At 75.2% G+C, this 24,802-nt stretch carries 20 protein-coding genes; 9 read left to right on the forward strand and 11 right to left on the reverse strand.

From position 1 onward, the window contains the following. Window positions 1–81 precede the first annotated feature (81 nt). Entirely contained in the window at window positions 82–1,296 is a 1,215-nt protein-coding gene (locus ACFV04_RS25275; protein WP_380345058.1) for a phosphotransferase, read from the reverse strand. Window positions 1,297–1,847: 551 nt separating this feature from the next. Between ACFV04_RS25275 and ACFV04_RS25280 the strand changes: the two genes are divergently transcribed. After that, the gene (locus ACFV04_RS25280) at window positions 1,848–3,329 is read left to right on the forward strand and encodes a hypothetical protein (RefSeq protein ID WP_380345056.1); all 1,482 of its coding nucleotides are present in this window, start codon (window positions 1,848–1,850) and stop codon (window positions 3,327–3,329) included. A 117-nt stretch (window positions 3,330–3,446) separates the two neighbouring features. Here the strand turns inward: ACFV04_RS25280 and ACFV04_RS25285 are convergent, their stop codons facing one another. After that, window positions 3,447–4,013: a PAS domain-containing protein gene (locus ACFV04_RS25285; RefSeq protein ID WP_380345054.1), complete on the reverse strand. Its 567-nt coding sequence runs from the start codon at window positions 4,011–4,013 to the stop codon at window positions 3,447–3,449. Window positions 4,014–4,301: 288 nt separating this feature from the next. Here ACFV04_RS25285 and ACFV04_RS25290 point away from each other — a divergent pair, with 288 nt between their 5' ends. Then, window positions 4,302–5,813 (forward strand): HEAT repeat domain-containing protein, encoded by a 1,512-nt coding sequence (locus ACFV04_RS25290; protein ID WP_360262537.1) that lies wholly within the window; start codon window positions 4,302–4,304, stop codon window positions 5,811–5,813. A gap of 123 nt (window positions 5,814–5,936) precedes the next feature. Here the strand turns inward: ACFV04_RS25290 and ACFV04_RS25295 are convergent, their stop codons facing one another. Together ACFV04_RS25295 and ACFV04_RS25300 are read right to left on the reverse strand one after the other, a co-directional pair. Beyond that, window positions 5,937–6,779, reverse strand: a complete 843-nt coding sequence (locus ACFV04_RS25295) for an undecaprenyl-diphosphate phosphatase (RefSeq protein WP_380532597.1) — start codon at window positions 6,777–6,779, stop codon at window positions 5,937–5,939. Between the two features lie 246 nt (window positions 6,780–7,025). After that, a complete protein-coding gene (locus tag ACFV04_RS25300) occupies window positions 7,026–7,721 on the reverse strand; it encodes a class I SAM-dependent methyltransferase (RefSeq protein WP_380532551.1) in 696 nt (231 codons plus the stop codon). A 144-nt stretch (window positions 7,722–7,865) separates the two neighbouring features. Between ACFV04_RS25300 and ACFV04_RS25305 the strand changes: the two genes are divergently transcribed. Then, window positions 7,866–8,519, forward strand: a complete 654-nt coding sequence (locus ACFV04_RS25305) for a DUF4396 domain-containing protein (protein ID WP_380532554.1) — start codon at window positions 7,866–7,868, stop codon at window positions 8,517–8,519. Window positions 8,520–8,746: 227 nt separating this feature from the next. On the opposite strand, the gene ACFV04_RS25310 is transcribed toward ACFV04_RS25305, so the two are convergent. Beyond that, complete coding sequence (locus ACFV04_RS25310; protein ID WP_380345048.1) at window positions 8,747–9,280, reverse strand: PadR family transcriptional regulator; 534 nt, start codon at window positions 9,278–9,280, stop codon at window positions 8,747–8,749. A 126-nt stretch (window positions 9,281–9,406) separates the two neighbouring features. On the opposite strand from ACFV04_RS25310, the gene ACFV04_RS25315 reads away from it, so the two are divergent. Beyond that, window positions 9,407–10,177 (forward strand): alpha/beta fold hydrolase, encoded by a 771-nt coding sequence (locus ACFV04_RS25315; RefSeq protein WP_380345046.1) that lies wholly within the window; start codon window positions 9,407–9,409, stop codon window positions 10,175–10,177. Window positions 10,178–10,487: 310 nt separating this feature from the next. Then, complete coding sequence (locus tag ACFV04_RS25320; protein WP_380532556.1) at window positions 10,488–10,709, forward strand: aminoglycoside phosphotransferase family protein; 222 nt, start codon at window positions 10,488–10,490, stop codon at window positions 10,707–10,709. A gap of 562 nt (window positions 10,710–11,271) precedes the next feature. Here the strand turns inward: ACFV04_RS25320 and ACFV04_RS25325 are convergent. From ACFV04_RS25325 to ACFV04_RS25345, 5 genes are all read right to left on the reverse strand, one after another. Further along, on the reverse strand, window positions 11,272–12,135 hold the full coding sequence (locus ACFV04_RS25325) for a biotin-dependent carboxyltransferase family protein (RefSeq protein WP_380532559.1): 864 nt from the start codon (window positions 12,133–12,135) through the stop codon (window positions 11,272–11,274). Window positions 12,136–12,309: 174 nt separating this feature from the next. Continuing rightward, the gene (gene pxpB, locus ACFV04_RS25330; RefSeq protein WP_380532562.1) at window positions 12,310–12,960 is read right to left on the reverse strand and encodes a 5-oxoprolinase subunit PxpB; all 651 of its coding nucleotides are present in this window, start codon (window positions 12,958–12,960) and stop codon (window positions 12,310–12,312) included. Window positions 12,961–13,022: 62 nt separating this feature from the next. Next, complete coding sequence (locus ACFV04_RS25335) at window positions 13,023–13,799, reverse strand: LamB/YcsF family protein (RefSeq protein ID WP_380345039.1); 777 nt, start codon at window positions 13,797–13,799, stop codon at window positions 13,023–13,025. Between the two features lie 150 nt (window positions 13,800–13,949). Further along, window positions 13,950–14,474 carry a hypothetical protein gene (locus ACFV04_RS25340; RefSeq protein WP_380532599.1) on the reverse strand — a complete coding sequence of 175 codons (525 nt, stop codon included), beginning with the start codon at window positions 14,472–14,474 and terminating at the stop codon, window positions 13,950–13,952. A 315-nt stretch (window positions 14,475–14,789) separates the two neighbouring features. Beyond that, window positions 14,790–15,842: an IPT/TIG domain-containing protein gene (locus tag ACFV04_RS25345; protein ID WP_380532564.1), complete on the reverse strand. Its 1,053-nt coding sequence runs from the start codon at window positions 15,840–15,842 to the stop codon at window positions 14,790–14,792. Between the two features lie 185 nt (window positions 15,843–16,027). Here ACFV04_RS25345 and ACFV04_RS25350 point away from each other — a divergent pair, with 185 nt between their 5' ends. The 4 genes from ACFV04_RS25350 (at window position 16,028) to ACFV04_RS25365 (ending at window position 23,976) form a co-directional block, all read left to right on the forward strand. After that, a complete protein-coding gene (locus ACFV04_RS25350) occupies window positions 16,028–17,581 on the forward strand; it encodes a hypothetical protein (RefSeq protein ID WP_380532567.1) in 1,554 nt (517 codons plus the stop codon). Window positions 17,582–17,718: 137 nt separating this feature from the next. Then, window positions 17,719–18,594: a hypothetical protein gene (locus ACFV04_RS25355; protein ID WP_360262528.1), complete on the forward strand. Its 876-nt coding sequence runs from the start codon at window positions 17,719–17,721 to the stop codon at window positions 18,592–18,594. A gap of 32 nt (window positions 18,595–18,626) precedes the next feature. Then, complete coding sequence (locus ACFV04_RS25360) at window positions 18,627–23,189, forward strand: hypothetical protein (RefSeq protein ID WP_380345033.1); 4,563 nt, start codon at window positions 18,627–18,629, stop codon at window positions 23,187–23,189. A gap of 19 nt (window positions 23,190–23,208) precedes the next feature. Continuing rightward, window positions 23,209–23,976 carry a metallophosphoesterase gene (locus ACFV04_RS25365; RefSeq protein ID WP_380532571.1) on the forward strand — a complete coding sequence of 256 codons (768 nt, stop codon included), beginning with the start codon at window positions 23,209–23,211 and terminating at the stop codon, window positions 23,974–23,976. Between the two features lie 292 nt (window positions 23,977–24,268). On the opposite strand, the gene ACFV04_RS25370 is transcribed toward ACFV04_RS25365, so the two are convergent. Continuing rightward, entirely contained in the window at window positions 24,269–24,700 is a 432-nt protein-coding gene (locus ACFV04_RS25370; protein WP_380532573.1) for a hypothetical protein, read from the reverse strand. Between the last annotated feature and the right edge of the window lie 102 nt (window positions 24,701–24,802).

The following is a 24,802-nucleotide window of genomic DNA, read 5'->3' on the forward strand; positions in this document are numbered from 1 at the left end:
CCGCTGGACCGGTCCTGCCCGGCCGGTCCAGCGGTCAGGGTCGGCAACGACGGTGCGAGAGGACGGCGCGGGGAGGACGGTTCAGCGCGTCCCGACGGCGGCCCGGACGGCCCGGCGGGCGAGCGCGGCGTCGTCGTAGAGCCGGCGGATCATGATCCGCTGCTCCTCGCCGGCGCCCGGCACGTCGTACAGCCGGATCTCCCGCATCAGCACCAGCACCAGGTTCACCAGGAACGCGTCCCGGGCCATCGTGCCGCCGCTCTGGGCGAGTTGGCTGATCTGCCGGCGTGCCGCGCTGTCCCCGGAGAGCACGCTCCACAGCACCGCCAGGTCGTAGCCGGGCAGGTACCAGCCGGCCTGCTCCCAGTCGACCAGCACCGGGCCGGACGGCGCCAGCAGCATGTTGCTGAGCAGGGCGTCGCCGTGGCAGAGCTGCAGCGGGGTGTGGCCGAGGCCGTGCAGCAGACCGCGCAGGTCGCCGGCGTCCCGGTCGGTGAGCTGGCCCACCGAGTGGTAGCGGGCGATCTCCAACTGGTAGTCCAGGCGCGGCTGGAACACGTCGGTCGGCGGCCGCCAGAGGTTCAGCGTCCGGACCGCGGTGAGCAGCGCCCGCACCTCGCCCGGGGTGGGCGCGTTGACCGGGTGGCGCTCCCGGGCGGCCGGCCGCCCGGGGACGCGCTCCATGACCAGCACGCAGCGGTCGTGGTCGGCCGCGACCAGCCGGGGCAGCCGCACCGGCGGGCGGTGCCGGACGAACGCCCGGTAGACCGCGACCTCGTGGTGGAAGTCGGCCACCAGCTGCTCGAAGTACTCACTCCGCACCGCTTGCGGCGCCAGGCACTTGGCGACCACCGGTGCCCGCCCGATGGTGCCCGCCACCAGGATGTGGCGGCTGCCCTCGCGCAGGACCTGGCGCGGGGTGAACGCGGGACATATCCGCGCGACGCTCGCCAGCGCGGCCCGGACCGACGGGGTCTGCAGCGCCGACGGATCGATCCGCTCCGGCCCGCCCGGCTGGCCGGGCCGGCGGGCGCGCAGCACCTGGCCGTCGGCCTGGCGAGCGAGCGGGATCCGGCCGCCGACCGGCGGGGCGGTCTCGGGGCCGCGCAGCCCCAGCGCGGTGCGGCCGGCCGGGACGACCCGGGTGTCGGTGGCCCGGCCCTCGACGCCGCGCGGGGCCACCGGACGGCTCGCCGGGGGCGCCTGCTTGGGGCCGGGCCGCCCGGCAGCTGCGGTGGGGGGGCGCAGCGCGGTGCGGGTCGCGGTCGGCGTGGGGGTCGTCGCTGAGGAGTACATGGGCTGAGGGTGGTCCCTTCCGGTCCGTCGGCGGGTGCGGCCCCGCGGGGGCGGGGAGGGCGGTGCCGTGTGCTTCCTGGCGTGACGGCGGCCCTGCGGGTGGTGCGGTGAGGCATCGGGTGGTGCGGTACGGCGTCGGGCGGAGCGGTGCTGCGGGCGGTTCGTACGCCGTCGCGGTGCGGCGGGTGGTGCACGGGCGCCGGGCACGGACGCGGGGTCAGGTGACCCCGGTTCGGCGCTGCTCGGGCCGTCCGCACCCTGGGGAATGCGGTCGGCCGGACATGCCGTGGCCGTGCCCGGCGCTCCCGCGCCACCCGGCCGCGCCACCCCCTCGGGTGAGTACCGGGGGCGTCCCGTGACACCGTCGGGGGAGTGCCCCGACGCCGGTGGGACGCCGTCCGACCCCGGGGGGCGAGGTGGCGCACCCCTACAACACACCCGTCGGGCACTGGCTTAGTAGTCTGGCGGGCCCTGGCGAACGGTGGCGAATGCTCGCCTGGCACTTGCCCGAGCCTCTAGCCTCGGAGGAGCCGAGGAACCTGGGGGCTTCATTGAGCAGGGAACCCAACACCCGACTCGCCGACCTGTTCGTCCTGACCGGATGGTCGAAGGGCGAACTCGCGCGGCTGGTCAACCGCCGGGGTGCCGCGATGGGACAGCTGCAACTGTCCACCGACACGTCGAGGGTACGGCGTTGGATCGAGCAGGGGGAGATCCCGCGCGATCCGGTGCCGAGGGTGCTGGCGGCCGTGTTCACGGAGCGGCTCGGCCGTGTCGTCACCACTGAGGACCTCGGTCTGGAACGACACCGGCCCACCAGGTCCGGAGCGGAGCCGTCCGCAGCAGTGCCATGGTCGCCGGATCGAACAGCCGCGGTCCTCACCGAGTTCACGGGAATGGACCTCATGCTGAACCGACGTGGATTGGTGGGCGCCGGAGCCGCGCTCACGGCCGGGGCGGTCATCGCCGACTCGCTGAAGGGCTGGCTGGGCGGGGACGCCGTCGCGTACGCGGCCGCCGTCCCGGGGCCCCGACAGGTGGTCACCGGGGGCGGGGCGCGCCCGGTGGTGGACGTGTACGACGCGGGCCCGGTCGGGCTCGACGAGGTGGAGTCGCTGGAGCGCTCGGTGCAGGTGTTCCGGGCCTGGGACGCGGCCCGCGGGGGCGGGCTGCAGCGCAAGGCGGTGGTCGGTCAACTCAACGAGGTCGGAGGCCTGTTGACGCACCGGCACCCGCCCGCCGTGGAACAGCGGCTGTGGCTGGTCGCGGCCAACCTCGCGGTGCTGGCGGGCTGGATGTCGCACGACGTCGGCCTGGAGCCCACCGCCCAGCGGTACTTCATGATCGCGGCCGAGTCGGCCAAGGAGGCGGGCGACCGGCCGCGGGCCGGCGAAGCGATCTCCCGGGCCGCCCGGCAGATGGTCCACCTGGGCCGGGCCGACGACGCGATCGACCTGATGTCGGCGGCCAAGGCGGCCGGCGGTGAACCGGCGCCCAGAACGCGCGCCATGCTGAACACCGTCGAGGCCTGGGCGCACGCCTCGATCGGGCACTCCCAGGACACCTACCGGCTGCTCGGCGAGGCCGAGGACCTGTTCGCCGAGGACTCGCCGGAGCCGCCGCCGTCCTGGATGCAGGTGTTCGACGAGGCCGAACTGCGCGGCATGCAGGCCCTGGTGCTGCGCACGCTGTCCGAGCACGATGCGGGGGCGGCCCCCGAGGCCCGTCGGCACGCGGAGCGGGTGATCACCCTGCGGGAGGGCACCGGACAGCTGCGCTCGGCGCTGTTCGACCGGATCACCCTGGCCTCGGTGCACCTGATCACGGGCGAGCCGGACGCGGCGGAACTGCAGGCCAAGATGGTGATGAACCTGATCGGCCAGAACTCCTCGCACCGGACCTGGGACCGGCTGCGCGAGATGTACCGGCTGACCGCGGCGTACCGGGGTCTGCCGGTGGTGGACGAGCTGCGGGCCGAGTTGGGGCGGGAGCTGCGGGCGGCGGACGCCAAGAAGCGGCCGCGGCTGACGTGAGGGGCGGGGGCGGCGCGCGGGCTCCCGGGTGCGCGGGGGAGTCGCGGCCCGGTCCGGTGGTGCGGTCGTCCGGTCCCGCGGTGCCCGGTGCCGCGGCCGCGCGGGGTGGTGGCGGGCTCAGTCCGGCGGTGCGGGGCGGAGCAGCATCCGCAGGGCGGTGACGGTGCCGTCCGTGCCGAGGACGGGTTCGCCCGCGCACTCGACGCTGTGGTGCCGTCCGCCGGGCCGGCGGATCCGCAGGGTGCCGGCGGCGACGCGGCCGTGCACCAGGGCGTCGGTCATCATGCGGCGCAGCAGTGGCCGGTCGGCCTCGGGGACGCGGTCGGGCAGCCGGTCGAGGCTGAGCGGGCCGTGGTCCGGGTCGCACCCGAGGAGGAGGTAGGTCTCCGCGTTCCAGCGGATGCCGTCGGTCAGCAGGTCCCATTCGGCGGAGCCGAGGAGGCCCTCGTCGCTGCCGCCGCCGAGGTAGGGGCCGGACGGCTCCCGCGCCGTGCCGTCCACTCTGCCGTCCGTTCCGCTGTCGGCGTCGCCGCCGGTGCCGTCGTGGCCCGTCCCGTCGCCGCCGTCGCGGCCCGGTCGGCCGTCCGCGCCCGGGGCGCTCGTGCCGCAGCCGTCCGCGCCCGTCGGGGCGCCGTCCACCGTGGCGGTGCCCGGCGGGCGGGCGGCGCCTAAGGGCATGTTCATGGCGGGTCCATCGCTCGGATTCGGCCCGCTTTGGGCGGGTCGTACGGGTAGTGAGAAGACTGTCGCACAACGTCCTCATCCTCGTGGGTGATTTGGACAGAACGCAGGCAAAATTCCCCTGGCATATGCCACTGTGGCAGCCGACCTCGTCGCCCTGTGTGCGGCCGCGGGCCCGAGGCGGTAACCTTCGGTGATTCCGGCGCCCGGGCGCCCACCGCAGTACCGACCAGAGACCCCGGCGACGGAAATCCCGTTGCCACTACGACCGCCGCAACGGATGCTGACCTCATGTTCGAGCCAGTGATAGCACCCAGTGCCAGCCTCCTAGGCCTCCTGCAGCGAGGCCGTGGTGACGGGCAGCTCCATGCGCTGGCCGCCGACCGTGCCGAGGCCATCGCTGCGCTGGAGGAGTGCGTCACCAGGGATCCGCGAGCCGACTGGCAGGTCGAGAGCCGCTCCCTCTACTACGCCCGCCTCTACATGGAGCTGGAGGCCTCCCTCGACGGCATCGAGGACCACCTCCACTCCGCCGAGGACCTCGTCACCGACGACGAGAGCCGCACCGGCCTCGCCCTCTCGGTCCTGGGCCACCTCGCCGCCTACGGCCGGCGCGACGCGCTGCTGATGCTGCGCGAGTACGCCGCCACCGGTGCCAACTGGGCCTGGGCCCTCGACGAGCTCGCCCTGCGCGACGACGACCGGGGCCTGCTGCTGCTGGGCACCGCCGTGCTGGACCACTTCCCGCCGGGCCCCGAGGGCGACGCCGAGCTGCGCGAGTTCATCCGCAACGCGTACGAGCCCCGGCCCTGGCGGCTGTGGGCGGCCTACCACCCGCGGGTGGCGGCGGCCGGTGAGCAGTCCCCCTTCGACCTGTGGCAGCGCCAGGTCAACCGCGGCGGGGTCACCCCCGGCTGGTCCACCGCCGACGTGCTGGTCTGGGCCGACCAGGGCGACCTCGGCGGCCTCGGCGCCGACGCCTTCCTCGGCCGTCCCGACGCCCGACCGGAGTCCCCGCGCGACGCCGACCCCGCGGGCGGCCCCGCCGCGGTGGACCGCCGCGCGGCCGCGGCCGCCCGCTGCCTGACCGCCGTCGTCCGGCCCGAGGACCGGCCGGTGCTGCTGGAGGCCGCCCGCAGCGGCCTGCCCGGCGCCCGCCGCGCGGCCCTGCGCTACCTGGTCGACCAACGGGACCCGGCCGCGGTCGAGCTGATCGAGGCCGCCGCCGCCGACGTGGACGACCGGATCGTGCGCGCCGCCCTGGAACTGCTCGGCCGGATGCGCGGCCCCGAGGTGCTGGCACAGGCCCGCCGCTGGGCCGACCCGGCCACCGGCGGCGCCGACAGCGCGCTAGGCGAGGCCGCCGTTCAACTGCTCGCCGACGCCGGTGAGCCGCAGGACGCGCCGCTGGTGGTGGCCGGGCTGCGCCGCTGGGTCTCCGTCCGCGGGGTCGGCGGTACCGGGCTCGGGTCGTTGGTGGACGGTGCGGGGCGGCTGGCCGCCGCCGACGCCGTACCGGTCCTGCGCCACGTCTACGGGGAGGCCGCCTCCTCCGAGCTGCGCGGACGCGCGGCCCGGGCGCTCGCGGCCACCGACGTGCACTTCCCCGAGGGGCCGGCCGTCGAGTGCCTCTGGGACTGCGAGGAGTCCACGCGCGAGCTCGCCGCGCGCCACGTCGCCACCACGGGCGACGCCCGCGTGCTGGAGCGGCTGCGCAGACTCGCCGCCGATCCGGCCGAGGAGGCCGAGGTCCATGCCGCCGTGCGCGGCCGTCTGACCGCCGCCCGGGAGTTCGGGCGTTAGGTCCTCACAGCCGAGTGGGCCGGGGCACCGATCGTGGTGTCCCGGCCCACTGCTCTCTTCGGATCCACCCCCCTCGTCGGGAGCCGCTCCCGGGGCGTTCCGAGGCCGTTCTGAAACGTGGTTCTACTTCACCGCGCCCGCGTCCGGGGTCAGCACGCCGCCGGCCACCAGCCCGATGATCAGGACACCGAGTAGCACCCGGTAGACCACGAACGGCAGGAAGCTGTGGGTCGAGATGTACTTGAGGAACCAGGCGATCGCCGCGTAGCCCACCGCGAAGGCGATCAGGGTGGCCAGGATGGTCGGACCCCAGGCGGGTGCCGGGCCCTCGCCGATCTTGAACAGCTCCAGCGCCCCCGAGGCGAGCACCGCCGGGATCGCCAGCAGGAACGAGTAGCGGGCCGCGGCCTCCCGGCTGTAGCCGAGCAGCAGGCCCGCGCTGATCGTGCCGCCGGAGCGGGAGACGCCCGGGATCAGCGCCAGCGCCTGGGCGAACCCGTAGACGCCCGCGTGCGGCAGCGTGAGGTCGGTGATCGGGCGGGCGTGGCGGACGGCGCGGGTGCGGTCGGCGAAGGCCAGGACCAGGCCGAAGACGATCAGCGTGGTGCCGATGATCCGCAGGTCGCGCAGGTGGGTCTCGATGGTGTCCTGGAACAGCTTTCCGAGGATGCCGATCGGCAGGGTGCCGATGATCACGAACCAGCCCATCCGGGCGTCCGGATCCGAGCGCAGCGCCGGGCGGACCAGTGACCGTGCCCAGGTCCTGACGATCGAGGCGATGTCCCGGCGGAAGTAGATCAGCACCGCCGTCTCGGTGCCGAGCTGGGTCACGGCCGTGAAGGCCGCGCCCGGGTCGTCCCAGCCCAGCAGCGCGGAGAAGACCCGCAGGTGGGCGCTGGAGGAGACCGGCAGGAACTCGGTGAGCCCCTGGATCAGGCCGAGGATGGCCCCGTGGAACCAGTTGATCACCGGGCACCCGCCGGGGGTATCCGTCGGGCAGTGGGCATGGGCGACAGGGGCGGCATGGGCGGGTCCTCGCGGGTCGGAAGGGGCGTGCGGACGACCGCGCCCGCCCGGCCCGCAGGCCGCGCGCGGGCCCGGCGCGCGGCCGATGGTACGGGGTGAAAGTGACAGTTCTTTGTTCACTCTTTGTTCGGTCTTTGCGCACGGGGTCCGTTCCGGGCGTGCGCGGCCCCTTCCGGCCGCGTGCGGTTACTCCGCGGGCCTCGCCCGGACCCAGGTGCGGTCCTCCGTCAGGTACCGCTCGACCGTCAGGCCGGCGTCGGCCAGGGCCTGCTCGAACTCCCCGGTGCCGAGCGGACGGGACAGGAAGGTCTGCGTCCAGGTGCCGTCCGGGAACTCGTACTCGCAGCGGACGGAGTTCACGCCGTCGCCCACGGGGGTGGCGGAGACGAGCCGGGACCACGCGCCGGGGCCGATCGCGGTCTCGCGCGGGACGTTCAGGTGCCAGTCCTCGCCCTCGCGCTGCACCAGGACGCAGCCGCCCTCGGCGACGTGGCGCCGGCACGTCGCCAACAGTCTCTGACGCACCATCACATCACCGGCGTGCACCAGGAAGGAGGCGAGCATGACGACGTCGAAGCGCTCGCCGAGGTCCAGGTCCTCGATCGGGCTGCGCACCGTGCGGACGCTCTCGCGGACCCGTGCCAGCATCTCGGCGGACTCGTCCACGGCCGTCACGGTGAAGCCGCGCTCGGTCAGTGGGTGCGTCATCCGGCCGACACCGCAGCCCAGTTCGAGGATGTTCGCGCCGGGCGGCACAGCCGCCTCGATCACCTCCGGGGCGTTGCCCGCGGGCAGGCGGCTCCACACCTCGACGGCGCAGCCGTCCGGAGTGATCGCGCCCTCGCCGGTCCCGTCGTAGCCCTTGCGTCGCTCGTCCGTCATGTTCCTCATCCGAACACGGGCGGGCGGATGTGAGAAGAGGGCGTCGCGAAGGGCTTGCTAGATACCCTAGGGGGGTATAACTTCGATCATCGACGGAGCGAGGAGAGCGGCGCCGAACGGGCGTCCGGGCACGCGGAGGACGACATGGCACACCCCGCACAGCACCAACACCACGGGCGGCAGGAGCACGAGAATCACGGGCACGAGCGGCACGAGGCCCACGAGGCCCATGAGGTGCACGAGAATCACGGGCATCATGGGACCCACGGGACCCACGGGCCCGAGCACCACGCGAGCCACGGACATGACCACCAGGGGCACGGCGGGCACGGCCACCACCACGCCGACGCCGCCGGCGCAACGAGCTGGCGGACGGCCGCGCAGGCAACGCTGCACTGCCTCACCGGCTGCGCCATCGGCGAGGTCCTCGGCATGGTGGTCGGCACCGCCTTCGGCCTGCACAACGGCGCGACCGTGGTGATCTCGATCGTCCTGGCGTTCGTCTTCGGCTACGCGCTGACCATGCGCGGCGTGCTGAAGGCCGGTCTGGACGTCGGCGCGGCGGTGAAGGTCGCGCTGGCCGCCGACACCGTGTCGATCCTGGTGATGGAGCTGATCGACAACACCGTGATGGTCACCGTCCCCGGGGCGATGGACGCCGGCCTCGGTGACCTGCTGTTCTGGGTGGCGCTGGTGGGCTCGCTGGCCCTCGCGTTCGCGCTGACCGTCCCGGTCAACAAGTGGATGATCGGCCGGGGGCGCGGCCACGCCGTGGTCCACGCCCACCACCGGCACTGACCGGTAACGGCGCCGATCGTGCTCCGAGGCTCCCGAGGCGCCGGAGGTCCCTGGGCGCCCAAGACGCCCAGGTCCCCGAGGCGTCCAGGATTCCTGGGGTTCCCGAGACTTCCGGCCGCGGCCCGCACCGACCCGTTCGACGGCCGGTGCGGGCCGCGGTGCGTTCCGGCCCGCCGGTCGTCACCCGCTGCCGCCTGTGGTCGACCGCTGCCGCCGGCTGCCGCCCGCTACCGCTCGGTGCCGTCCAGCTCGGCCAATGTCGCGTGCAGCCAGGTCAGTTCGGCCTCGGTGGTGGCGCGGGCGATCAGCAGCTGGCCGCGTCGGAACGGGTCGGGGAACTCCTCGGCGCCCATCGGGCGGTCGCCGTCGTAGTAGAAGCTCGCCGGTTCGGAGAGGAAGGCCAGCCGGCGGCGGAGCACCGCTGCCTGGGCGGCTGGGTCCTGGAGGTGGCGCAGGAAGGCGAGCAGGGTGAACCAGCGGTTCTCGTCGCTGATGTCCAGCGGCTCGGGCTCGCGCAACCGGCCGAGGAGTGCGGCGTGGCCGGCCTCGGTGAGGTGCAGGGTGTGCCGGGGGGCGGCGGCGCTGCCGGGCTCGGTCTCGCGGGTCAGCAGTCCGGCGGCCTCCAGGCGCTTGATCGCGGGGTAGAGCGTGCCGTCGCTGATCGGCTGGACGTGCCCGGAGAGCGCCGAGAGGTGACGGCGCAGCTCGTAGCCGTGCAGGGGCCGGTCGTGGAGGAAGCCGAGGATCGCGAGCTTGAGCATGGGGGTCACCCTCTCATGCCGGTCCCTCGTTCCGTAGGTATATCGAAGGCGAGATACCTCGGAGTCGAGGTATGGTCTCGATGGTCCGGGACCTCCCGGCGTTCCCCTGGAAGAGGAGCCCTCGCGATGCGTCACGCCCCCGTCACCCCGCACGGCGACCTGATCCGCTGGATCGAACTGCCCGGTGCCGAGCCCGCCCGGCTCTACCTGCACGGCCTGGGTGCCACCTCGCCGGTCTACTTCGCGGCGGCCGCGGCCCATCCGCTGCTCGCCGGGCGCCGCTCGTTGCTGATGGACCTGCTCGGGTTCGGCATCAGCGACCGCCCGGCGGACTTCGGGTACACGCTGGAGGAGCACGCCGACGCGGTCGCCGCCGCGGTGCGGGCGGCCGGACCGGACCGGGTCGAGGTGATCGGCCACAGCATGGGCGGCGCGATCGCGATCGTCCTCGCCCACCGGCACCCCGCGCTGGTCTCGCGCCTCCTCATGGTGGACGCCAACCTGGACCCGATCGCGCCCGACCGTCAGCGGCTCGGCAGCAGCGGCATCGCGGGATACACCGAGGCGGAGTTCCTGGCCGGCGGCCGGGAGGAGGTAGCCGAGCGGGTGGGGCAGTTCTGGTGGTCGACCATGCGGCTGGCCGGCCCGGAGGCGCTCCACCGCAGCGCCCGCCACCTCGCCCGGGCGACGGCGCCGACCATGCGCGAGCTGCTGCTCGACCTCGACCTCCCCCGCACCTTCCTCCACCCGGCGGCGGACGGCGGGCCGGCGGATGCGGACGGGCTCCGCGCGGCGGGCGTCCGGGTGGTCGCCGTCCCGGACTGCGGGCACAACATCATGCTCGACAACCCGGACGGATTCGCCGGTGCGGCGGCGGAAGCGCTCGGCGTGGGCTGAGTGCCCGCACTCGCCCCGGGTCCGGAAGTGGGCCCTGGGTCCGAAGGGGGCGCCTGGGTGTGGAGGCGGGCCCTGAGTCCGGGGAGGCGCGCCCGGGGCCCGCAGAGTGGCCTTGGGTCGGCAGGGGCGCCGCGAGAATTCCGCCCGGCGCCCGTCGAACTCCTGCCCGCGCTCGCCGCGTCCCCGGAGGAGTTCTTCGGTGCGGACGGTCGCGCCTGGGCGGATCGACTGCCCCTCCTGCTACCCGAGTTGACGAACCGACGGGAGCTGCGCCCCGGACGGGCCGGCCCCGCACGGCACCGTCGGGCCGGTGGTGCCCGTGCTGCGCACCGTCGGGACGCCCGACGTGCTCAAGCTGCAACCTGTGGACGACGAGACGGCGGGCGAATCGCTCGCCCTGCGGAACCGGGCCGGGCGCGGCGCCGTCCGGCGACTGAACCGCGAACGGGCCTCGGGCTCCATGCTGGTGGAACGCCTGGACCGGCCCGCTCGCCCCTCGACCTGCCCGCCGTCCTCGCCGCCTGGTGTGTGATCGCCTACCTGTTCCATAGATTGACGAAGCATCAAAAATTGCCAGGAGTAAGAACGTTGGCGGTCGTGGCGGCGGTCCTGCCGGAACGGGCCCCGGCCGCCCTCGCCGCCCTCGCCGCCCTCGCCGATCCGGACGAACGCGGACTGCTCGCCGACTGCGCCGCCGCCGTCCGTGAGGTGCGCGCCGAGCCCGGCGACCGGCTGCTCCACGGGGGCCTGCACGACGGCAACGTCCTCGCCCCGCTCCCGGAGAGCGGCCGCGCGCCCGGCCGGCCCTCGACCCCGAACCGCTCGCCGGGCACCCCGGGTTCGAGCTGCTCCCGGCACTGCGCAACCGCTGGGAGGACCTGGTCGCCGACGGGGGCCGCACCCGGGCGTTGCGGCGTCGCTTCGACCTGCCGACGGAGGAACCGGAGCCGGACCGCGAGGTCGCTGCGGCCTGCGCCCTCGCTCGGGTGCTGCGGAACGCGGCCTGGGCGGCCGAGGACGTCCGGACGGAACCGGAACCGGACCCGGCCCAACGGGCCGTCGCCGAACTGCTGTCCGGTCGTTGGAGCGGGCCGTCAGCGCTCCCGCAACGGCACGAACCGTACCGGCGTCCCCGGCCGGGCCTGCGCGGCGGCCGCGAGGTCGGCGGCCGGGACGACGCCGATCACCGGGTAGCCGCCGGTGGTCGGGTGGTCGGCCAGGAAGACCACCGGCTGCCCGTCCGGCGGGATCTGCACCGCGCCCAGCACCATGCCCTCGCTGGGGAGTTCGCCGTCCCGAGCCCGGGTGACGGCCGGCCCCTCGGTGCGCAGCCCGACCCGGTTGCTCGTCGAGGACACCCGGTACCCGTCGCGGCCCAGTCGGGCCACCGCGTCGGCCGTGAACCAGTCCGCGCGCGGGCCGAGCCGCAGCCGCAGCACCAGTTCGGCCGGGGGAGCGGGCAGCGGCACCAGGTCGGGCCGGGCCGGGAACGGCGTCGGAGTGCCGACCGGCAGCCGGTCGGCGGCGGTCAGCGGGGCCGGCCCCAGGCCGGAGAGCAGGTCCGCCGAGCGGCTGCCGAGCACCGGGGCGACGGCGATCCCGCCCGCCACCGCCAGGTAGCCGCGCACCCCGTCGGTCGCCGCACCCACCTCGACCACCGCCCCGTCCGGCACCACGACCGGCGCGCCCCACGCCGCCGCCCGTCCGTCCACCCGGACGGGCGCGGGGGCGCCGGTGACCGCGACCACGACCGCCCCGACGGCCCGCAGGGCGACCCCGCCGAGCGTGGTCTCCAGCCCGGCGGCCCCCGGCTCGTTGCCCACCAGCCGGTTCGCCGCCCGCAGGGCCGGCTCGTCCAACGCCCCGGCCCGCGGCACCCCGAGGTGGGCGACGCCGTGACGCCCGAGGTCCTGGACCGTGGTCAGCGGTCCGGGCCGCACCACCACCAGCTCGCTCATCGCCGCCTCCTCACACCCGGCCGACCACACGCACGCCCGACGGAACGGCTCCGGTCGCCGGCTCCACCCGCGTCGGCCGGGTCCACCCGGTCGCCCCCACGGCTGCCCTCGCGGTCGCCCCCGCGGTCCCACCGCGCACCGCCCCGAGGGACGGTACCGGCTCCGCCGCGCAGCTCACGCCCGTACCGCCGAGAACCGGACCCGGACACCCGGGGCCAGCAGGGCCGGGGGCTCCCGCCCGGTGTCCCAGAGCGGCAGCGCCGTACGGCCGATGAGCTGCCAGCCGCCGGGGGAGGGGTGCGGGTACACGCCGGTGTACGGGCCGGCCAGGGCGACCGAGCCGACCGGGACGGAACTGCGCGGGGTGGCCCGGCGCGGCACCTCGTACCGTGCGGGGAGGCCGGTGAGGTAGCCGAAGCCGGGGGCGAAGCCGCAGAAGGCGACCACGTACTCGGGCCCGGTGTGGATCCGGACGGCCGCTTCCTCCGAGACCCCCCACAGTGCGGCGACCTCGGCCAGGTCGGCGCCGCCGTACACGGTCGGGACCTCCAGCAGCGACCCGCGGTCCGCCTCGACGGCCGTGGGGCGGGCGATGCGCAGCAGCCGCGCCACCGCCTCGACGTCCGCGACACCGTCCAGCAGCACCGTGCGGGCGGCCGGCACCAGTTCCGCGACCTCGCCGAGCGCGCCCGCCTCCCGCCGCTCCCGCAGCCATCCGTACAGCGCCGTGACCTCGGCCGTCCCGGGCAGCTCGACCAGCAGCGCCCGCTCGCCGACCCGCCGGACTGCGCCGACCGTCTGCTCCGTGCCGCCCCGTTGTTCCACGCCCGCAGGTCGTTCGGCTCCGCCGGGACGCCCGCCGTCGCCCGCAGCCCCGCCGTCGCCCGTCACGTGAACGCCTCCACCCGGACCCCGGCCGAGGCCAGGGCGCCGCGCACCCGCCAGGCGAGCTGGGCGGCGCCGGGGGTGTCCCCGTGGACACAGAGCGAGCGGGCCTCGACGGTGATCCGCTCCCCGCCGAGGGACTCCAGCGCGCGGTCCCGGGCGATGTCGACGGCGCGGGTGATCACGGCCTCGGGGTCGTGCACCACCGCGCCCGGTTCGCGGCGGGGGACGAGGGTGCCGGCGCGGGTGTACGCCCGGTCGGCGAAGGCCTCGGTGACCACGGGCAGCCCGACGCCCTCGGCGACCTCCAGCAGCCGGGAGCCGGGCAGTCCGAGGACGGGCAGCGGCCCGTCGCAGACCGCGCCCGCCCGCAGCACGCCGGCCACCACGGCCTCGGCCTGCTCCGAGTCGGCGACCACCCGGTTGTAGAGGGCGCCGTGCGGCTTGACGTAGGAGACCTTCGAGCCGGCGGCGCGGGCGAAGACCTGGAGGGCGCCGATCTGGTACGCGATCTCGTCCGAGAGTTCCTCCGGAGGGACGTCCATCGCACGGCGGCCGAAGCCGGCCAGGTCGCGGTAGGAGACCTGGGCGCCGATCCGGACGCCGCGCTCGGCGGCCAGCGCGCAGACCCGGCGCATCGTCGACGGGTCCCCGGCGTGGAAGCCGCAGGCGACGTTGGCGCTGGTCACCACGGACAGCAGTGCCTCGTCGTCGGTCAGCGTCCAGCGTCCGAACCCCTCGCCGAGGTCCGCATTGAGATCGATCACCGCATCGGCCACGCCCGTCCGCCTCCCAGCAGCTGTTGAGCCAGATGGTAGGGCCTGCGGATGAAGGCCGTTGTCCGTGACCCGGGCCCGGAGGCCTGCGGCGTGTGACCCGGCCTGCGCGCCCCGCGTGGCGCCGCCCCGGGGTGTGTGGCCCGGCTCGACTCAGCGCGCGGGCAGCGGTTCCCGGAAGGAACGTTCCAGCGGACGCAGGGCCCGCAGCACGATCAGCAGGGGGATGACGCCGAAGACCCCGAACGACATATCGATGAATCGCCAGACCACCGGGATCCCTCGCAACGGTCCGCAGATCAGGGCCAGCGGGATGACCGCCCCGCAGGCGAGCGCGGCCCAGCGGATCACCCAGACGTTGCGGACCGGGTCCTTGAGCGGACCCCAGAACGCGGCCCCGATCACCAGGTGGGCGAAGGCCAGCCAGTCGGTGCCGTAGGCCAGGAAGGGGTAGCTCCGGTTGGTCTCGGCGATGCCGGTGTGGACCCGTTCGAACCAGGCCGTCACGGCCGGGAAGTGGTCGGTCAGCGGGGCGGCGGGGCCGGTGGTGAAGTCGACCAGCAGGCGGGTCTCGGTCTCCAGCGGGAAGGCGGTCAGGCCGCTGAGCACCAGACAGACCAGGAAGAACCACAGCAGGCGCCGGACCTTGCGAAGGATGACCGCGGGATCGCCGTCCATGGTGTGCACCTCGTCCACTCGAACACCTCCGTGCCGGGCACGCCGGGCGCACCCGGCGTGCCGAACCTGCAGGCGGAGCCTTGTCCCGTCTGCGCGGGACCGACTCTAGACCTCCCTTTTGAACATGTTCAACTAGCCCTCGACCGGGCGGCCCCGACGCCGCGCGGGAACGCGACGCCGCGCAGGACACGACGCCGTGCAGGGCCGCGACGCCGCCCCGGGAACACGGCGCCGCCCCGGGCCCACCGCGCCGCCGGACGTCCGGAAACGCGTCGGTGCCCGGGCGCCGAAGCACCCGGGCACCGAGAGCGGTCGCTACGCCGTGTAGGTGTACGTCACCGGCGCGCTGGTCCCGCCCGCCGTGGTGACCGTGACGCCGACCGGCCCGGTCTGGGAGCCCGCCGGAGCGGTGGCCGTGCAGAAGGACGGGCCGCAGGAGACGTGCGTGGCCGGCACTCCGCCGAACGCGACCGTCCCGTACGTCAGGTTGCTGCCGATCACGTTGACCCGGGTGCCCCCGGCGACCGTGCCGGCGGCCGGGCTCAGGCTGCTGACCGCCGGGGCGGGCGGGGCCGGGGGAGCGGCGCCGGTGTAGTCGAAGGCGGTCGACGCGGCGGCGGTGCCGCCGGGCGTCACCACGCTGACCGGCGCGCTGCCCGAGCCGCCCGGCGTGGTCACCGTGCAGGCGGTGTCGGTGCAGCTGCCGGGCGCCGGGACGCCGCCGACCAGCACCATGCCGTGGGAGAGGTCGGTACCGCTGACGGTCACCGCGGTGCCGCCGGTGCCCGGGCCGGTGGTGGTGTCGACGCCGGTGACGGCCGGGGCGGCCTGGACGGTCGCCGGCAGGTAGCCGTGGGTGCCCAGGTCGTACCTGGAGACGTGGCCGGTCGGGTCGGTGTCGTTCGGGTTGGCAGCCGTCACCGTGATCACGCCGGTGATCGGCACCCCGGGCGTGGTGCGCAGGTTGAGCTTCATGAACTCGCTCTTCCCGACCACGCGGGTGCCGGTGAGCACGGCCTCCAGGTGGCGGCCGTCGGGCGAGAGCGTCTCGGTGAAGGTGTAGTCGTACGGCGTGGAGTAGAACATCGCGCCGTCGGTGGTGACGCCCGGGGGCAGGTCGACGGTGAAGTGGGTCGGGCCGGTCAGGTCCGAGGTGCCGGCGGACACCCAGCTCGCCGACATGTTGCCGGAGGTGAAGAAGCCACCGGGGTAGTTCCCGCTCTGCGACACGGTCACGTGCTGCGCGGAGGTCGATGCCGTGGCGGCCGGCGCGGCCGCGGCGGCGCCGGTGGTGAGGAGGGCACCGGTGGTGAGGGTGGTCACGGACAGCGCGGCGGCGAGGCCCGCTTTGGCCAGTCGGGTGATCATGCGTCGATCATCACCGAACTATTGCGCCGCCCTCACGGCTTTCTCGAATGTCGGTTCGAGAATGGCGGAATACCGGTGGAACACCGTTCCGAAAATCACCCCCGGACGGCCTCCCACCTGCCGTTCCGTCCGCCCGCAAGGTCCGTTTCGGTCGATGTCGGTGCGAACCTCTAATCTTGTCCTCCGTGACCGCCATCGCAGACCCGCCCACCGAGCCCGGCCTCCGCCCGTCCGCCGGCCCGGCCGTCGCGCGCCCCGCGCCCGGCCCCGCCGCCGACGAGGGCCTGGCCCGCCGGCTCAAGGCGCTGGCCTGCACCGCCCCGCTGCACGACCTGGACAACCGCAAGGTCAACCTGGCCGGCGAGTACGGCGGCTACGCGATGGCCGAGGTCGGCCTCGCCGCGATCGACCTGGTCACCCTGAACATGGACTTCGACACCGGGGCCGACCGCGACATAGTCCTCGCCCGCCTGCTGCCCCGGGTCGCCGCCCAGGCCGCCGACCGCCCCGTCACCGAGCACGAGCGGGTCGCCCGCTGGGTGCTGGAGTCGCTGATCAACGTGGGCAGCGTGGACCGCGGCTTCCGCGCCGTCTACGGCACCTTCGGCGCGGACGGCGAGTACGTGCGCCGCGACTACGACTTCAAGCTGATCGAGGAGGTCCCCGGCCCCGACGGCGGCGTCTACCTGCGCACCACCGACGAGGCGGTCAACGTCCTGGTCGGCGCGCTCGACACCGACGTCACCTCGGCCCAGATCGCCGCCGAGGTCAAGCTGGAGGTGCTGATCCGCCGCGGCCGCCTGGCCGACGCCCAGCTCGCCGCCGAGCAGGCCCGCTACCGCACCGTCCAGTACGCCGAGACGCTGCGCCGCGCCCTCGACGCCACCCGACGCAACGTCCGCGCGGTCGACTGGATGCGCGCCGTCCCGGACCTCATCGAGGAGGCGCTGGACCACATCGCCGACCGCTACCGGCACGAGAACGCGATTCTCACCAACATCCGCAAGGCCCGCGACGAGGCCGAGCCCCACACTCCGGAAGGGGCGGAGCACAAGCGCCGCGCCGCCGAGCTGCTCGACATCGTCAAGGACTGCATCCGCCGCCACACGAAGCTGCAGACCCGCCTGCTGGAGGCCGGCCCGCTGTTCCGCGCCGAACAGGACCGGCAGGCCTTCGCCACCCCCGGCGCCCGCAGCGGCATCGACCTGTACGGGCAGCTGCTCGCCCCCGTGCTGCGGCTGCCGGTGGAGCAGGCCGCCCGCCCGACCGACGCGTTCTTCGCCCGCGGCGCCGGCCTGCGCACCCCGGTCTCGGTCCGGGTCGCCGACCTGGTCGACCTGCTGCTCACCCCGCCGGTCGAGCGCGAGCACCTCGGCGCCGAACTGCCCGACCCGGACCTGGTCGCCACCCCGGACGACAGCCGGTTCTCCGAGGCCCAGCTGGAGGCGGCGCTGGTCCTGCTCGACCTGCCCCCGGACGCCCCCCGCCGGCTCTCCGGCCTGCTCGCCGACGCCCGTGCGCAGGACCCGGACCTGCCGTACCTGGTCGCCCTGCTGTCCGTGCACGCGGCCAGCCCGCCGGTCGGCACCGCCTACCGCCAGGGAGAGGAGCGGCTGCTGTTCGCCGTCGACGACGGGACCCCGCTGCGCGACGCGGAGTTCGGCGGCGCCGACCTGATCGTCGGCAGCGCCCTGCTCGACGCGGTCGGCATGGCCGCCGACCGCAAGGACGCCGGCTGAACGGCCTTGACGCACCACCGGAATCCCCGCGGCGGAACCCACCGCGACAGCGGCCGCGGCCGCGACGACGACAGCCCCGACACCACCAGTCCCGACACCGCCAGCAGCGACAGCAACAGCCCCGAGGAGCACCGCCCGTGACGACCCACCACGACACGTCCTGGGCGACCGAGACCGAACCGGCCGCCCCCGCGCCGATCACCCCGGCCGACGTCGCCGACGCCGCCCGGCTGGTCTCCTTCGGCCTGCAGGCCAAGCTGCTGCCCGCCCGCGACGTCGAGTACGCCGAGCTCGTGCGCCGCCACCGCGAGGACCCGCCGTTCGCCCGGCTCGCCGACGCCGTCGCCACCGGCATGGGACTGGTCGTCCTGGAGGTCTCGCCGCGCGCCGGCATGGCCGTGGCGGCCGCCGAGGACTCGCTGTTCGCCGTCCGGATGGGCGACTACTCGCGCCGCGCCGCCTCCGAGTCCACCGACCGCTTCCTGCACGGTCTGGCCCACCTGGCCGTCGCCGCGATGGCCTTCCCCCGCCCCGAGGACCTCGCCGACGACGCCTACCTCGGCCGGATCACCGTCAACGGCGTCGACGCCTTCGTCCGCCAGGCCTGCCGCCGGCTGGAGGAGCAGGCCGACGTCGAGGGCGCCAACACCGACCCGCAGTCCGACGCCCCCGGTCTGGAGGCCGCCTGGCGGGTCTGGGCCCGGCGCACCGCCACCGGCGCCACCAAGGACGCCCGCCGGCTCTCCGGCTCCACCATCGGTATCGTCGCCAAGGCCGTGATGTTCCTGGTCGACTCCGGCTTCCTGCAGAAGGTCTCCGACGACTCCGGCGGCACCTACCGCACCACCGCCCGCTACCAGCTGCAGGTCCGCGACCTGGCCGGCAGCGCGGCCATGGCCGAACTGCTCGACCTGGGCGTCGTCCCGGTCTCCGACGGCACCGCCACCCTGCTGCCGCCGGACACCTCCGACGAGCTGGTCGCCGACGCCGGCCTGCCGTTCCACTCGCTCTGACAACCCCATAGACGCACGGAGAACCGCCGCACATGTACGAGCTCAACCGGGTCCGCCTCTACTCGATCGGACCGGCCGGCGCCCGCTACGCCGACACGGTGCTCGACCTGCGCGGCGTCGGCGAGCCCGTCGCCGACCCGGCCCCGCAGCAGATCGGCCTGTTCGGCGAGGAGCCCGACGGCCCGGTCCGCCGCCCCGCCCCGGCCGGCGTCCTCTTCCTGGAGAACGGCGGCGGCAAGTCCGTCCTGCTCAAGCTGATCTTCTCGGTCATGCTCCCCGGCCACCGCAACACCCTGGGCGGCGCCAGCTCCGGTGTGCTGCGCAAGTTCCTGCTCGCCGACGACTGCGGCCACGTCGCCCTGGAGTGGCAGCACACCGTCACCGGCGAACTGATCGTCGTCGGCAAGGTCAGCGAGTGGCGCGGCCGCCAGGTCTCCTCCGACCCGCGCAAGTTCGCCGAGACCTGGTACTCCTTCCGCCCCGGCCCCGGCCTCACCCTCGACTCCCTGCCCGTCTCCGAGCGGGTCAGCCTGGCCGGCGACCAGAAGGCCCGCGGCCGGCGCCGCACCATGAAGGGCTTCCGCGACGCCCTCACCGAGGCCGGCAAGGCCCACCCGTACCTCGACCTGGTCTTCGAGGACGGCCACGACCGCTGGACCGAACACCTCGGCGAACTCGGCCTCGACCCCGAACTCTTCCGCTACCAGCGCGAGATGAACGCCGACGAGGGCGAAGCGGCCGGCCTCTTCGCGGTCAAGCACGACAGCGACTTCACCGACCTCCTGCTGCGCGCCGTCACCGACACCCGGGACACCGACGGCCTCGCCGACCTCGTCCACGGCTTCGCCGCCAAGCTCGGCCGCCGCTCCGAACTCACCGCCGAACGCGACTTCACCGCCGGCTCGCTGGACCTCCTGGAGCGCATCGCCGAGGCCACCACCGCCCGCGAGACCGTCCGCGAGGCCCACCGCACCGCCGAACGCCGCACCCGCCGCCTCGCCCACGCCCTCACCTCCCGGGCCACCGCCGAACGCGACCGCGCCCAGGACCTCGCCATCGAGGTCGCCGCCGCCGCGAGCGCCGTCACCGCCGCCGAGTCCGACCGCACCCGGCACACCCTGATCGCCGACGAACTCACCTACCGGCACGCCACCCTGAGCCTCGCCGCGGCCACCACCGAAGCCGCCGCGCTGCGCCGCGAGCTGATCGACGCCCGCACCCTGCACTCCGCCTGGCAGGCCGCCGAGGCCGTGCTGCGCCAGCGCGCCGCCGCCGACCGGGTCACCCGGGTCGCCGCCGCCATCCGCGAGGCCGAGCTGGACGCCGCCCCCGCGCTCGCCGCCCGCGCCCGCGCCGCCACCGCCCTCGCCCGCGCCCTGGAGGCCGCCGCCGCGGCCGCCGAGACCCGCGCCGACACCGAGGAGCAGCGCGCGGGAGAGCTCCAGGAGGACGGCGCCAAGGCCCAGTCCGACGCCACCGAAGCGGCCACCGCCGCCCAGAAGGCCCGCAGCGAGGCCGACCACCTGCGCCAGCGCCTCGTCGAGGTCGAGCAGGAGACCGAAGCCGCCGTCGAAGCGGGCTTCATCGACGCCGACGGCGACGTGGACCCGGCCCGCGCCGCGCTGCACGCCGCCGACGTCGAGAAGGCCGCCACCGCCTCGCTCGCCCAGGCCCGCACCGCCGCCGAGTCCGCCGCCGCCCGGCTGCGCGAGGCCGCCGCCGCCACCTCGCGCACCGAACTCGCCGCCGAGCGCGCCGGCGACGCCCGCAAGGCCGCCGCCCGGGCCCTGGCCGGCGAGCAGCGCACTGCCGCCCTGCTCGCCACCGAACAACGCCTCGCCGACCTGCTCTCCCTGACGCCCTACCAGGACGACGCCGAGGAGGACGCCGGCTTCCTCACCCCCGCCGTCCTCGACCGCAACGCCGAGTACCTGCGCGAACTCCTCGACGAGGCCATCGCCACCGCCGAGCGCACCCTGTTCGACCTCAGGACGGCCGCCGCCGACGACTCCCGCATCCTCGCCGCCCTCGGCGACGGCGGCCTGCTGCCGCCCGGCCCGGACGTGCTCGCCACCGTCGAGTACCTCGCCGAGCACGGCATCCCGGCCCTGCCCGGCTGGCGCTACCTCGCCCAGTCCGTCGACCCGGCCGACCACGACGCGATCCTCGCCGCCCGCCCCGAACTCGTCGACGGCGTGGTCGTCACCGACCCGTCCTCGCTGGAGCGCGCCCGCGAGGCCCTGCAGACCGCCGCCCTGCTGCCGCGCTCCACCGTGGCCGTCGGCGCCGCCGCCTCGCTGATCGCCCCGATCACCGACGAGCCCGCCTTCTTCCTCGTGCCGCCGAACCCGGCCATGCACGACGAGTCCGCCGCCGACGGCGAGCGCCGCGACCTGCGCGCCCGCGCGAGCGCCCGCGAGGAGCACATCCGCGAACTCGCCGGCCGCCTCGGCGCCGACCGGGCCCTCGCCGCCCGCCTCGCCTCCTGGCACGCCAGCTGCCCGCCCGGCACGCTCGCCGAACTCGCCGCGGCCGCCGAGGCCGCCCGCGAGCACGCCGAGCACTCCGCCGCCGCCCTGGCCACCCTGCGCGCCGACCACGACGAGGCCGAGACCGACCACGCCGCCGCCGCCTCGGCCCACGAGGAGCACCGCGAGGCCGCCCAGCGTGCCCGCCGCCGCGCCGACGCCCTGTCCGGTCTCGCCTTCCGCCTGCGCGAGCGCGCCACCTGGGCCCGCCGCCAGCGCGAACTCGCCGAGGACGCCGCCGAGTGCGACCGCCGCCAGGCCCTGCGCGCCGAACGCGCCCGCACCTGCGACGAGGACCGCCGCGCCGCCCAGCGCGCCGCCGACGACGCCCGCCGCACGGCCCGCGCGCTGCGCGGCGAACGCGCCGAGATCCCCGCCGCCGAGCAGACCGACGAGCCCGCCGACACCGCACCCGCCGCACTCCCCGCCCTGCGCGAGGCCTACCGCGCCGCCTCCCAGCTGTACGAGAAGGTCGGCGTCGGCGCCGACCTGCGCGCCGAACAGGCCCGCGCCGAGGGCGACGAAGCGGCCGCCGCGACCGAACTCGACCGCCTCACCAACAAGGTGCGCACCCGCGCCGAGGAACTCCTCGGCAGCCCCGACGGCGCCGACGGCCCGGCCCGCCAGGCCGCCGCCGCCCGCGCCGAGGAACTGGTCGCCACCATCGAGGCCCGCTCCGCCACCGCCAGCGAGCAGCTCGGCCGCCTGCGCGGCGACGCCGAGCGTTCCGCTCCCACCGACGGCGAGGCCCACACCGAGCTGCCCGAGGACCTCGTCCCCACCGACCCCGAGCACGCCCAGGCCCTGCTGCGCACCGCCACCAGCCGGCTCGCCGAACGCCGCGAGGCCCTGGACGCCGCCCGCACCGCCCACGCCGACCTGCAGCGCACCTTCGACACCGCGCAGGCCTCCGCCGCCGACTTCGACGAACTGGCCGGCCAGCTGCGCGACGGCCTGCGCGACCACCAGGAGGACCCGGAGGACCCGGTCGAGCCGTACCTCGGCGGCCTCGCCGACGCCCGCACCGGCGCCACCGAGGCCCGCCGCAGCCTGCGCACCGCCGCGGGCGAGTTGTCCAGCGCCGAACTCGCCGTCCGCGACGCCTCCGACGCCCTCGTCCGGCACGCCAACGCCGCCCGCTACGAGGCCGTCCGCACCCCCGCCCGCCAGCAGATCCGCGAACTCCCCGCCTCGGCGCTGCCCGAGCACGCCGCCGCCTGGGCCGCCGCCTTCGCGCCCCGGCTGCGCGTGCTCACCGACGAACTCGCCCAGCTGGAGAAGAACCGCGGCTCGATCGTGGACCGCCTGCGCGGCCTGGTCGAGTCCTCGCTCACCACCCTGCGCGCCGCCCAGCGGCTGTCCCGGCTGCCCGAGGGCCTGGGGGAGTGGTCCGGCCAGGAGTTCCTCCGGATCCGCTTCGAGGACCCGGACCACGCCACCCTGGTCGAACGCCTCGGCGAGGTCATCGACGAGGCCACCCGGGCCGCCGTCCGGAAGAACAGCGACCTGCGCCGCGACGGCATGTCCCTGCTGCTGCGCGGCGTCGCCGCCGCGATCGGCCCCAAGGGCGTCAGCGTCGAGATCCTCAAGCCGGACGCGGTGCTGCGCGCCGAGCGGGTCGGCGTCGGCCAGATGTCCGACGTCTTCTCCGGCGGCCAGCTGCTCACCGCGGCCATCGCGCTGTACTGCACGATGGCCGCGCTGCGCGCCAACGACCGCGGCCAGTCCCAGCTGCGGCACGCCGGCACGCTGTTCCTGGACAACCCGATCGGCCGGGCCAACGCCACCTACCTGCTGGAGCTGCAGCGCGCCGTCGCCGACGCGCTCGGCGTCCAGCTGATCTACACCACCGGTCTGTTCGACACGACCGCGCTCGCCGAGTTCCCGCTGGTCATCCGCCTGCGCAACGACGCCGACCTGCGGGCCGGGCTCAAGTACATCTCGGTCGAGGAGCACCTGCGCCCCGGTCTGCCCGCCGCACCGGACCCGGACGGCCCGGCCATCCACGGCGAGATCACCGCCACCCGGATGTTCAAGCGCCCCGCGGAGGTTCCCGCCCAGCCGTGAACTGATTAGCGTGACCGGCATGCTGACGATCGCGCACCTCAGTGACATCCACCTCGGCCAGGTCCACCGCCGGGACGGCGGCAGGCGTGCCCGGCGGCGGGCCGAGCAGGTGGTGGCGTACCTCGACGCCCTGCCCGGCCCGCTGGACGCCGTGCTGGTCACCGGCGACCTCGCCGACCACGGCCTGGCCGAGGAGTACCGGCAGGTGGCCGAGGTGCTGGCCTCCCGGCACCCCGTGCTCACCTGCCCGGGCAACCACGACTCCCGGGCGCCGTACCGGGAGGTGCTGCTCGGCCGGGCCCCGGCGCAGGGCCCGGTCAACCGCCTGCACGAACTCCCGGGCGCCGACGTGCTGATGCTCGACTCGTCGATACCCGGGCAGCACGACGGCCTGCTGGACGAGGAGACGCTGGACTGGCTGGACGCCCGACTCGCCGCCGGGCGCGCCGGGGTGCCCGCCCTGGTCGCCTTCCACCACCCGCCGGTCGACCTGCACCTGCCGAGGGTCGACGGGATCCGCCAGTTCGGCGAGGCCGGCCTGGCGCGGGTGCTGCGGCGTCACCCCCGGGTGGTCGCCCTGTTCTGCGGGCACTCGCACACCGCCGCCGCGACCACCTTCGCCGGTCTGCCGCTGCTGGTGGCGCCCGGCGTGGTCTCCACCGTCACCCTGCCCTGCGAGGGTGGGCAGGGCATCTCCTTCGACCACCCGCCGATGCTCGCCTTCCACGTCCTGGACGGGGAGGGCCGGATCACCACCCACTACCGGGTCGTCCCCGTCATGGACTGAGTGCTCGGGAGTCGGCCGACGGCGCAGGATCCCCGGTGAGTTCGGCGGGCGGGGCGATCGAGGAGGAGCGCTCCGTCTCGTCGATCCGGGTCGGGTCGGTGATCGTGCCCCGGTGTCACCAGCAGAGCCGGGGCGAGAGCGGACCCGGGTTCTCCGAGTGGACGCGGACGGCGGGCGTGACCAGGTCGTCGACCGCGCCGGCCGGCTGCGGTCCGGTCAGCGGGCGGAAGCGCGGTAGCCCCGGTTGGGCACGGTGAACAGGGCACCCTGCTGGGGGAGTTCGTGTCCGGTCTCAGGGGCGGGGGGTCGACACCCGCGACTGGTGCGGCGGTTGCGGCGGCTGCTGGTGGGGCTGCTGTTGCGGCTGCCGGTACACCGACTGCTGCGGCTGCCGGTGGACGGACTGGCCGGGGCGCGGGAACGGGCGGGCGGCCAGCGGTTCCGAGGGCGTGCGACTGCCCGCCATCGGGTACGCGGAGCCCGGCGGCCGCATCCGCTGCGCGGCGACCTGGCGGGAGATCAGGATCTCCAGCAGGCACCACATGGTGCCGAACACCCCGAGCCCCATGGCCATCAGCGCGGGCGTCAGCATCCAACTGCCCGCGTACGAGGACAGGGTCGCGACGACCGCGCCCACCAGGGTGAAGGCGAGGGAGAGCACCGCCCGGACTGCGGCGGCGCGCACCTCGTCGGGAAGGCGGCGACGGCGGCGTGGCACGGACATCGAGCGACCCCCAGGCGCGGATTCGGCAGCGGGCACGGAACGGGCGCACACGAAATGCGCCCCCCGGCTCACTCTGCCCCACCGAACCAGGACTATGCGTCC

Source organism: Kitasatospora sp. NPDC059599, assembly GCF_042735125.1.
In the GTDB taxonomy this organism is placed as follows: Bacteria; Actinomycetota; Actinomycetes; order Streptomycetales; family Streptomycetaceae; genus Kitasatospora.

Excerpts from the sequence above, each read along its gene's own strand:
- ACFV04_RS25315 (WP_380345046.1), top strand. The coding sequence starts at position 9,407 with ATGCGTCACGCCCCCGTCACCCCGCACGGCGACCTGATCCGCTGGATC.
- ACFV04_RS25340 (WP_380532599.1), bottom strand. The coding sequence starts at position 14,474 with ATGGACGGCGATCCCGCGGTCATCCTTCGCAAGGTCCGGCGCCTGCTG.
- ACFV04_RS25365 (WP_380532571.1), top strand. The coding sequence starts at position 23,209 with ATGCTGACGATCGCGCACCTCAGTGACATCCACCTCGGCCAGGTCCAC.
- ACFV04_RS25345 (WP_380532564.1), bottom strand. The coding sequence starts at position 15,842 with ATGATCACCCGACTGGCCAAAGCGGGCCTCGCCGCCGCGCTGTCCGTG.
- ACFV04_RS25370 (WP_380532573.1), bottom strand. The coding sequence starts at position 24,700 with ATGTCCGTGCCACGCCGCCGTCGCCGCCTTCCCGACGAGGTGCGCGCC.
- ACFV04_RS25300 (WP_380532551.1), bottom strand. The coding sequence starts at position 7,721 with ATGACGGACGAGCGACGCAAGGGCTACGACGGGACCGGCGAGGGCGCG.
- ACFV04_RS25305 (WP_380532554.1), top strand. The coding sequence starts at position 7,866 with ATGGCACACCCCGCACAGCACCAACACCACGGGCGGCAGGAGCACGAG.
- ACFV04_RS25285 (WP_380345054.1), bottom strand. The coding sequence starts at position 4,013 with ATGAACATGCCCTTAGGCGCCGCCCGCCCGCCGGGCACCGCCACGGTG.
- ACFV04_RS25360 (WP_380345033.1), top strand. The coding sequence starts at position 18,627 with ATGTACGAGCTCAACCGGGTCCGCCTCTACTCGATCGGACCGGCCGGC.
- ACFV04_RS25275 (WP_380345058.1), bottom strand. The coding sequence starts at position 1,296 with ATGTACTCCTCAGCGACGACCCCCACGCCGACCGCGACCCGCACCGCG.
- ACFV04_RS25290 (WP_360262537.1), top strand. The coding sequence starts at position 4,302 with ATGTTCGAGCCAGTGATAGCACCCAGTGCCAGCCTCCTAGGCCTCCTG.
- ACFV04_RS25325 (WP_380532559.1), bottom strand. The coding sequence starts at position 12,135 with ATGAGCGAGCTGGTGGTGGTGCGGCCCGGACCGCTGACCACGGTCCAG.
- ACFV04_RS25310 (WP_380345048.1), bottom strand. The coding sequence starts at position 9,280 with ATGCTCAAGCTCGCGATCCTCGGCTTCCTCCACGACCGGCCCCTGCAC.